Consider the following 9077-nt stretch of genomic DNA (forward strand, 5'->3'; position numbering starts at 1 on the left):
ATCCTGCCAATGTGCCGTCCATACTACAACTTCGCTGTGCCTACCTCAATGGTCAACTTGCTATCTAATGTCTTTGCAAAAATGGGATGCTCCCTATCCAACCTAAGCAAAGCATTATTACTGGTGCTGTTGAAAAAGGGTGGAGTATTCGTGGTGTAAATTATGCTTTGTTACCAGAATAGATTAATTATTCTCCCTGGTGATCCAGAGTTTGACTGGACTTTACAGACTTCAATTCCTCCCCATTGGCGACAAGTAGCTCAACAAGATCCAAATGGTTTTGCATTTTGCGCTCGTGCTGAATCTGGAGTCCTTGAACCCATGACAGATAAAGATTTAGAAGAATATCTTTATGGGGGAGAGTATGACGAGCGACTAGAGCAAATAGGGGAAGCTGATTTGGAATTTGCATAATGTCTTGGCAGACAATTACTGCTATTCAAGTAACTGATACTTGGCAATTCACCGCACCGATTCAAGGGAGTCTTTTTCGACTTAAACATAGTTTGCTTGGTACTGCACCACATAGTTTTATATCGGGTTGGGTATGCCAAGCAAATTTTACCAACGATAATAAGGTAGAAATTTATTAACCTCAGAAAATTTTTCCTGAGAATGAATTTACTATTTTGGAATTTTTGTCCCCAGCATGTTTTTATGAGCGGAGAATTGCAGTTAAAAAGTATAGTTCAAAAGAAATAAATAATTTAGTTTGGATTGTAGAAATAGATATGTTTTTCACCTCACAAATAAAGCGCCAAGCTACAAACGCTTTACCTGCTACTGAAATTACTGTTACCTCTACCCAAAAAAGTACTATTCTTAGTGAAAAAACGGACGGAAGTAGACCTTCTTTTTTAATTATTAATGCTGGAAGTTCAACACTCTACTGTAAGTATGTTCCTCTGGGAACAGATTTGACTGCTGCTAACAATGGTGTAACTGTTTCTGCAACAGTTTACGATTTCTTGCTTGCTGGGGGAGAAAAATTTACTGATGAGAGTGCTAGCCAGAATGCGATTGTGGGCATTTGTTCAGGACTATTGGCAACTACTAAACTTAAGGTAACAGAATATATTTATTCTTGAATGAATTCTACACAATCTACAGTCGCTGTTAGTAATTCGGTGTCTTCACCAGCAATTACAATCAGTTTAGAATCTGTTGGCATATTTACTGGCATTTTGGTAAGTATTTCGGTTCTGGGAACTTTAGCAGTAAAGCTTGTTAGCAATTTGAATAATATTTCAGCTTCAATTACCCAAATAAAAGAAGATTTGAAAGAACACGCTGATAATGCTGAAAAAATTAGAGATTTAGATCACAAGCTTGATTTGCACATTCAGGACTACATAAATCGAAAGGATACTGTAACTTTGCTGATTGCTCAAGTTACCCAAACCCTTGAACATCGTACAAATCGCCTTTATACTTCTATGAAGGATATTGAAAACTTCTTGCAGATGCAAGGATTTAAAATCAGGCAGTTCCAGGATTTGCGTAAACTAGAAAAAGAAGAATAAGATACTAATTTCAGAAATTAAAGCTTATTTAATTCGACACAACGATAAGGAGTAAACATGAAAATTACAATTGCGACGGTTTCTTCATTATTTCAATCTATGGCATTACTATTGCAAGAAATTGAGTCACTACAAAACCAACAGCATCAAACACCTGAAGTAAATCCTTTACAGATTCAGCCCGTGAAGGATGTTACTAAATCTTGATTACTGACAGGTTTTATTAGCCATAGCCCCGCTTCCCATAACGGTTACTTTTCCACATTCTGAGCCATCCCTAAAAATTTTGATTTCTACTGTGCCTTGATTTAAAGTTGCCCCTGCGGCTGAAATCAAGGCATTTTTTGAAGCAGAAAAATTAACTTTATAAGGTAGTGTTGTTGTGATTTTTTCTACTTTTGAAGGTGTACTTGGATTTTTAGACGCTATAACATAGCTTCCAAATAACTTGCTTCCAGTAGTTCCAGCCCATTGAACTTCATAATTGGCTGAACCACTTGAAGAGATTGAATTTATCAAAGGGGTACATGCTGTCGATAAAACGGCTACAAGCGCTAGGCTCGATATTTTTTTCATTTTGGTAAAAATAATCAGTACAAGCCTAAAGTACCCAGATCCTGTTTTATTCTTACTGTGGGCATAATCTCCATTTCGTCACTTGTACCCTGCTAAGTGCTTTAATTGCGTTTGGCACTTGGGACAGTTTGTGATCAGCGACGAAGCTTCACCAAAACTAATCTCAGCACCACACAAGGCAATCACAAAAGCTTCGCCCCTCCAACCACCAGAAACATAATGCGTGGTTGGTGGCCCTTCATAAAAATCACATTGTTCAGCCCAGTTAACGCCTGAGTTAAATTGCCCTTCCAAAAAATCAGTATGAGGGGAGCTACAAAAAGGTTCCCACGACCCCCCGACTATATCCTCACTTGCATGGGCGCAGTTACGGCAATAGTTAGTCATAATTCCAGATTTTCATCTTTGGTTAGTAACGCGGCTCTAAACTCTTGCTCTAATTCCAGCATTGCCCTAGACCAAGCAAGAATTTCTATGATCGGTTTGTCCTCCACATTGCCAATATTTTCTTTCAAAAATCTTTTGAAAGCTTCTGACATGATCTGAAGGGCATATTTTTGTTTTTCCGCGTCATTCATCATAATTCTTCAATTAACTTTCACTCAAGCTAAGTTTGAAAGCCCTTAGTTTGTTAGGGCATTTGTCGCAGAAGGGAGTTTTAGAAAGCATGTCAATGGAACAGTTGTCAGATTTATAAAAACTACAATCAGGTTGCTTCTTTTCTGCCATTATTCAAAATTCCCTTTTCGTATAATGGAGATCCCTGGTAAATGCAAAGGTTTTACCTTCCGCCTCTGCCAGGGCATAATTCCGTTTTTGTCACATGAAGGCTGTAATGCCTATAATATCGTTCCCAATGAGTAGCATTTGAGTAGCGCGATCGCTGGTTGCGATCGGTAAAAATCAGAGTAAAAATGGTGCTTTTGAGTAGCAAATGAGTAGCATTTTATGGGGCAGATGTTAAAAGCCTTGATAGTCAACGATTACCTAAGATTTTATTTGAAGCTTGGCAAAAAGGCAAAAATGCGATGGAAGAACGGATGAGGACAATTGACGAACACTTTGCGCGACACCTAATAGATTTACAGCGTCCTTATCTTAATCCCAGTTCTGAGGATATATATAAGCCAATACACTTGGGTTAAGGGTAAAACTCTTTGTCAAAGTCAATTTTTTTAACGGTTTGCGGAAGTCTCCACCTTCAAGGTACTCATAAGGTGGGAAAAGGGTGGGCAAGTAGCCCACCCTAAACCATTAATTACTTAGCAATACTTTAAACAGGTGCTTCAGTAGCAGTTTTGCCAACCAGCATTGCAGCATTTTCCTCGCTTTCAAGGATACCGAATTCAATCAACAACTCTTCTAACTCTTCCATCTCGATAGGGGTGGGGATAGTAAGGTTCTTGTTGTCAATTATCTTTTGAGCCAATGTCCGATATTCGTTACTTTGATTGCTATCAGGTGCGTACTCGTTAACAGTCATCCGGCGCAATTCTGCGTGTTGTACAATGTTGTCACGAGGTACGTAGTGAATCATTTGGGTGTTCAAACGTTTTGCCAAGGTTTCGATAAGATCGATTTCCCGGTCAACGTTACGGCTGTTACAAATCAAACCACCCAAACGCACACCGCCAGTGTGAGCATATTTGAGAACACCACGAGCGATGTTGTTAGCTGCATACATCGCCATCATTTCACCGGAGGTAACGATGTAGATTTCTTGTGCCTTGCCTTCACGGATAGGCATAGCAAAACCACCGCACACAACGTCTCCCAAAACGTCGTAACTTACAAAATCAACATCTTTGTAAGCACCGTTTTCTTCTAAGAAGTTGATAGCGGTGATAATACCACGACCAGCGCAACCCACACCAGGTTCAGGGCCACCAGATTCCACACAACGTACATCCCGGAAACCGGTCAGCATTACTTCTTCGAGTTCAATATCTTCTACAGCGCCGCGTTCAGCAGCTAATTGAAGAACGCTTGTTTGAGCTTTACTGTGTAGCATCAAACGGGTAGAGTCAGCTTTAGGATCGCAACCAACAATTAAAATGCGTTGACCCATTTCAGCCATTGCTGCTAGGGTGTTTTGAGAGGTGGTAGATTTACCAATACCGCCTTTACCATAGAAAGCTATTTGTCTAATTTTTGGGTCAGTCATGGTTGTGTTTCCTAGAATGATTTAATTGATGGGTGGTAAGCTGGATGTAGTTGTTGACCCTTGGTGTCGTAGGGAAGTAGAGCCTGTTGTCGCTAGACATCGCATCCTGACAAAAGCAGTTAAAATCAGAACATATTTACCCACGAAGCGATAGCTTAAGGGATAGAGAAATCTCTATTTCCTAGTAACGAAGCCTTTAAAAGTTTGACTTCAGCATTGTCAGTTTTTGTAACAGAATCCCAAATGGTTGCTCAAGCCTGAAGAGTGGTTGCAGCAGGAATTCAAATGAACGCAGATTTATTCCCTGAACCACACAACCAACCAAATTGCAATCCACTCTAAATGGTCACTGCAACTTCTCTGATTTTGCTGATATCAAGTCCCTAAGAACTTCTATAGCGCTTCTCGTTTCGTGATTGATGCAGCAGGATGAATTTCAGCCCAAAAGTGAAAGCTACTGGTGCAATACTATAATGCTTGCACAGGCAACCTGTAACACTCTGGCTGAGATAATATCTTGGTGAGTTTTGACAGTATGGTTAAATTCCTAAAAATTGTGGAACAACACCATATTGCTTGAAGTTTTCCTTCCAAAAGTCAGCAACTGCTTCAACTTAGTTCGCGGTTGAAATTGTTTGCTTCCGCAAGAGTAAGTTCGTAAATATTCTGTATTTCTATTGATTTGTCAGGCTGTACTAAGAGTCTTTCTTCCCAGACTCCAAGAGTAATCGCCTTTTGTGAGTAATTTTCTAGCTAGGTTAGCCAACTCTTATTGGCTCATACCCAGATAAATTTCGATTGACTTCAAGTTCTTACAAAGGCTACTATCTTACTCAATCTAGTTTTAGATTTTAGTTACAAAAAGATGTAGCGAAGTGAAGTGGACTTACCAGAGCAAAAAAACTTTCTTGAGCTTGCCTCAAAGTTTCTTGAAGTCTTTTGTGCTTTTTATTTTTTGATTCCTATAAAAACCATAACATACATCTCACTAATTTATTTGTCGAATCTCAAATTATTTATCTATTTGTCAAAAGACTATCTTTCTGATCTTTAGTAGGTATAAGTTACGCGTTAATAGGTTGCCATCTAGTAAAATTATTTATCATAGCTAATTTGTGCAATTAGATACTTTTGGTATTTTATAAAAGTATTTAAAGCTAATGTTTTACAACAAAAACAATCTTTCTTATTTTTGCGATCAAAAATTTTGTTATGAAGTAGAATAACTCTTGCGATCGCACCAAGCACCCAACCCAAGCGATAGTTAAACTATCACACTTACCGACATCCCGCCCAGAACTAAAGTTCCGAGGCTGGATAGAAACGTAGTGCGAGATTTATTAATAAAGATATGGCTGCGACAAGATTTGTGTGTACACCGTAGGCTTGCGGGGAAGGGAGACGAAGCATAGCTTTGGCGGATACTCCTTTAGGAGAGAAATTGTTGTTAAATTTTATGTGAGTTTATTTTACCAAGGCGTAGTTTATTGTCATAGGCATTGCAGTTTGTCTTTCAGCCCAAATAAATATTTGGACTCATCCCACGGCTACAAAAACATCGCTTTTTTTTCCGACATGCCCCCGCGATCGCAACACTCGTAGACTCGTTAACGCTCCGCTATCGTTTTCATAAAAAGCTGTGCAAAAATCAAAGTCATTAGTACCAATGACTAATGACAAATGACTAATAACTAAATTTAAGCAGCACAAAAAATCGGGGCAGGTTTGGAACCCGCCCCGATCGCTTCTGATATACTGCGCCCAACGGCTGTAGCTACAGGCTTTAAACTATCAACTAAATGCACCATATCTTCTAAAGAAAGGGCTTGACGGGCATCAGAAACAGATTTTTCTGGTTCTGGGTGACATTCAATAATTAATCCATCAGCACCGCAAGCGATCGCAGCCCTAGCCACAGGTGCAACTAACTCTCGTTTCCCAACAGCATGGGAAGGATCTACAATCACAGGCAAGTGAGTTATTTGCTTGAGTGCTGCCACTGCCCCTAAATCTAGGACGTTACGGGTGTAATCGTCGAAACTGCGAATACCTCTTTCGCACAACACCACATTAGGATTCCCGTGGCTGAGGATATATTCAGCAGCCATAACGAATTCTTCAATTGTCGCTGCTAACCCACGTTTGAGCAGTATTGGTTTACCAGCTTGTCCCAAAGCTTTGAGCAAATCGAAGTTTTGCATATTGCGGCTACCAACTTGAAGCATATCAGCGTGGGCAGCGACTACTTCAATTTGAGAAATTGACATAACCTCGGTGACAACTGGCATATTGTAATGCGATCGCACCCTTGTCAAAATTTCCAATCCTTCTTCTCCCATACCCTGGAAAGCATAGGGAGATGTGCGAGGTTTGTAGACACCGCCACGCAATCCTTGGACGGATGCAGTAGATAGCTTTTGGGCGACTATCTCCATTTGTTCTAAACTTTCAACAGTGCAGGGGCCGCCGATAATTACCAGTTCTTCGCCCCCGAAAGCGACTTTTTCTGAAATTTTAACGATTGTTTGGTGGTTTGGATGAGATTGTGCGGCAAGTTTGGCGTTAATCATGGTTTCGTTCTCCTAAAAATTAAGTATTGGGCACTATTTTGCGATAACAAAAAACCCGGAACCTTTGAAAAGTTCCGGGCGCGTTCTGAATCATCGACATGACGCTATTTACCCGGAATTTAGTCTGGGCCAAAAATAAAAGCCATAAAACCAGCTATTCAAATAAGTCATGACGATGAAATTCTCCTTAAAACAACAAAAACCGCAGAGTTCGCTCTGCGGTTCACCGGGCAGTTTCCGTTAGGAAACTCAATTCACTCCCGGTGAACCACCCTAAACCAAAAATAAAAGTAGGAATTTGTGTGAAGCATTTGTGCGGATTTTGCTGGAAAACTTAATAAATATGCTTATGTAAAGTAACATTAACAGGAACACTAACCGGTGTCAAGACCCCCACAAACCATAAAAAAGCGATAGACTCAGTAAAAATGTGGGAAGTGAATAAGAGACAAGGGAGCAGGGAGCAGAGGGAAAAGAGGTAATTTTTGATCGTAAGTTCAAGGACTTAAGACCCGTACATCTATATGTAGGACAAGTTTCAGTTGGGGTTTAAATCCCCATTTCAAATGTCTAAAATGTTTGAATTTTGAATTTTGAATCTCCCCCTTGCCCCCTGCCCCCTGCCCCCCTGCTTGTTTATCTTAGGATCATTCAGTTTGATTATGCCCAGTTCCAAAATCTTAGCCCAATCTTTCGACTATTATGGAGTTTACCCCTGCCCAGTCTGTCGGATAGGTAAGATTTCTCACATGCCAATGATGGAAGCTATGGCTTGTGACTTTTGTCAAGAGATTTTTACAGTCAACTTAGAACTAGAGCAAATCAAGATGCCTTCTAGACAACCACCCTTAATTTGGCGTTGGAATGGGTTTAGTTGGACAGAAGCCCAGTTGGAAGGCGTGGAATTAGGTTGGGGTTATGGACTAGCAGCAGCAGTTTTTGTAATTCTTCCCACTACTCTAATTGGCATAGTAGCTTACTATTTTCCTGCTAATCTCAAAGAACCCATTACCTGGACGCCATATATTTGGACGATATTAACTTTCTTATCACATTTATCAATTATTGTTTGGATTGTGATTGAAATTTATCAGATTCCAGTTGCAGCATATTTAAGAGCGATCGCTCGATGGAGAAATGGGGAGATGGGGAGATAAGGGAGAAATCAATTCAAAATTCAAAATGACGCTCTCTACGAGACGCTGCGCGAACGCGGACTCGCTAACGCTGCGCTAACAAAATTCAAACATTTTAGAACTTCTGCCTCCTGCCTTCTCTTTCCCAATGATCAATAACAAATGATGCAGCGAATAAATGGCTCCATCACTCATAATTAAGTTGATTGTCCACCAAAATATCGTATGAGCGATCTGGAGCACTACTATAGAATTTTGGAATTAGAGCCTGGAGCAACACTTGAAGAAGTGAACCAGGCTTACAAAGATTTAGTCTTTGTTTGGCATCCCGATCGCATTCCCAAAGACAATCTCCGTTTACAGCAAAAAGCACAAGACAAGCTGAAAGCTATAAATGAAGCTCGTGAAAAGTTGCGCTCTCTAAAAACCAAACATCAAACCACACATCACTCACCGCCACCTCAACAGGAAAAACCATCTCAAACAATCCAGAAACCACCAAAGCAAAACTCAGACTTGAGTGGCAAAGATTACAGTCGGGCAAATTTGAGCAATAAAGACTTATCTGGCAGAAATCTGAGTTATGCCAATTTGAGCGGTGCTAATCTCAGCGATACTTTTATGCACAAAGTCAACCTCAGAGGGGCGAATTTATCTGAAGCAAATTTATTTCGGGCAAACCTACTTTTAGCGGATCTCAGGGAGGCAAATTTACGCGCTGCTAATTTGATTGGAGCGGATCTTAGTGGGGCCGACTTACGAGGAGCCGACTTAACGGGAGCGCGGATTCGCTCTGGTGAGCGCCTTTTGGTTAAACTAGTTGGTACTAACTTAGCAGGGGCAATTATGCCTGATGGTTCAATTTTTCAATAGCTGAGGCTGTGCTATGACACATAGTATATGAATTATTAAAATGAACAAGCATTAAAACATATCGCTTTTTGAATATACTTTAATGCTTGTCCAAAACACAAAAATAAATGAGTATAGAAGTTGAGCAACTGATTTACAACTGGGGAGCATCCCATTTTTGCAGAAATACTGATTCATGAGTGTAGTATGGGGAGAACACAATACTTACTTAAACCATAGGCATGACCCCCGAAGA

At 40.2% G+C, this 9077-nt stretch carries 12 protein-coding genes and 1 pseudogene; 8 read left to right on the top strand and 5 right to left on the bottom strand.

Annotated elements, in window-relative coordinates:
* Window positions 1-162 precede the first annotated feature (162 nt).
* The 4 genes from V7K25_RS12095 to V7K25_RS12110 all read left to right on the top strand — a co-directional run bounded on the left by V7K25_RS12095 (window position 163) and on the right by V7K25_RS12110 (window position 1523).
* Window positions 163-414, top strand: coding sequence for a hypothetical protein (locus V7K25_RS12095; protein WP_335158172.1), 252 nt, complete (start codon window positions 163-165; stop codon window positions 412-414).
* Window positions 414-593, top strand: coding sequence for a hypothetical protein (locus V7K25_RS12100; protein ID WP_335158174.1), 180 nt, complete (start codon window positions 414-416; stop codon window positions 591-593). The genes V7K25_RS12095 and V7K25_RS12100 overlap by 1 nt, the downstream gene beginning before the upstream one ends.
* Before the next feature lie 138 nt (window positions 594-731).
* Complete coding sequence (locus tag V7K25_RS12105) at window positions 732-1088, top strand: hypothetical protein (RefSeq protein WP_335158176.1); 357 nt, start codon at window positions 732-734, stop codon at window positions 1086-1088.
* Window positions 1089-1523 carry a hypothetical protein gene (locus V7K25_RS12110; RefSeq protein WP_335158178.1) on the top strand — a complete coding sequence of 145 codons (435 nt, stop codon included), beginning with the start codon at window positions 1089-1091 and terminating at the stop codon, window positions 1521-1523. It abuts the gene before it with no gap.
* A 207-nt stretch (window positions 1524-1730) separates the two neighbouring features.
* Here V7K25_RS12110 and V7K25_RS12115 read toward each other — a convergent pair whose 3' ends face one another.
* The 3 genes from V7K25_RS12115 to V7K25_RS12125 all read right to left on the bottom strand — a co-directional run bounded on the left by V7K25_RS12115 (window position 1731) and on the right by V7K25_RS12125 (window position 2680).
* Entirely contained in the window at window positions 1731-2099 is a 369-nt protein-coding gene (locus V7K25_RS12115) for a hypothetical protein (RefSeq protein WP_335158180.1), read from the bottom strand.
* 78 nt (window positions 2100-2177) lie between these two features.
* Complete coding sequence (locus tag V7K25_RS12120) at window positions 2178-2486, bottom strand: hypothetical protein (protein WP_335158182.1); 309 nt, start codon at window positions 2484-2486, stop codon at window positions 2178-2180.
* Complete coding sequence (locus V7K25_RS12125; protein ID WP_335158184.1) at window positions 2483-2680, bottom strand: hypothetical protein; 198 nt, start codon at window positions 2678-2680, stop codon at window positions 2483-2485. Before V7K25_RS12125 ends, V7K25_RS12120 begins: the two co-directional genes overlap by 4 nt.
* Before the next feature lie 414 nt (window positions 2681-3094).
* Between V7K25_RS12125 and V7K25_RS31600 the strand changes: the two are divergent.
* Window positions 3095-3244 (top strand): annotated as a pseudogene (locus V7K25_RS31600) (T3SS effector HopA1 family protein); the annotation flags it as partial.
* A 128-nt stretch (window positions 3245-3372) separates the two neighbouring features.
* Here V7K25_RS31600 and nifH read toward each other — a convergent pair.
* Window positions 3373-4263 (bottom strand): nitrogenase iron protein, encoded by an 891-nt coding sequence (gene nifH / locus V7K25_RS12130; protein WP_335158186.1) that lies wholly within the window; start codon window positions 4261-4263, stop codon window positions 3373-3375.
* A gap of 28 nt (window positions 4264-4291) precedes the next feature.
* Between nifH and V7K25_RS12135 the strand changes: the two genes are divergently transcribed.
* Complete coding sequence (locus tag V7K25_RS12135; RefSeq protein WP_335158188.1) at window positions 4292-4417, top strand: hypothetical protein; 126 nt, start codon at window positions 4292-4294, stop codon at window positions 4415-4417.
* A 1543-nt stretch (window positions 4418-5960) separates the two neighbouring features.
* On the opposite strand, the gene aroF is transcribed toward V7K25_RS12135, so the two are convergent.
* Window positions 5961-6833 carry a 3-deoxy-7-phosphoheptulonate synthase gene (gene aroF, locus V7K25_RS12140; protein ID WP_335158190.1) on the bottom strand — a complete coding sequence of 291 codons (873 nt, stop codon included), beginning with the start codon at window positions 6831-6833 and terminating at the stop codon, window positions 5961-5963.
* A gap of 662 nt (window positions 6834-7495) precedes the next feature.
* Here aroF and V7K25_RS12145 point away from each other — a divergent pair.
* Together V7K25_RS12145 and V7K25_RS12150 are read left to right on the top strand one after the other, a co-directional pair.
* Entirely contained in the window at window positions 7496-7990 is a 495-nt protein-coding gene (locus V7K25_RS12145; RefSeq protein ID WP_335158192.1) for a hypothetical protein, read from the top strand.
* A 204-nt stretch (window positions 7991-8194) separates the two neighbouring features.
* On the top strand, window positions 8195-8842 hold the full coding sequence (locus V7K25_RS12150) for a pentapeptide repeat-containing protein (protein ID WP_335158194.1): 648 nt from the start codon (window positions 8195-8197) through the stop codon (window positions 8840-8842).
* Window positions 8843-9077: the final 235 nt, after the last annotated feature.

The organism is Nostoc sp., assembly GCF_036919495.1.
In the GTDB taxonomy this organism is placed as follows: Bacteria; Cyanobacteriota; Cyanobacteriia; order Cyanobacteriales; family Nostocaceae; genus Nostoc.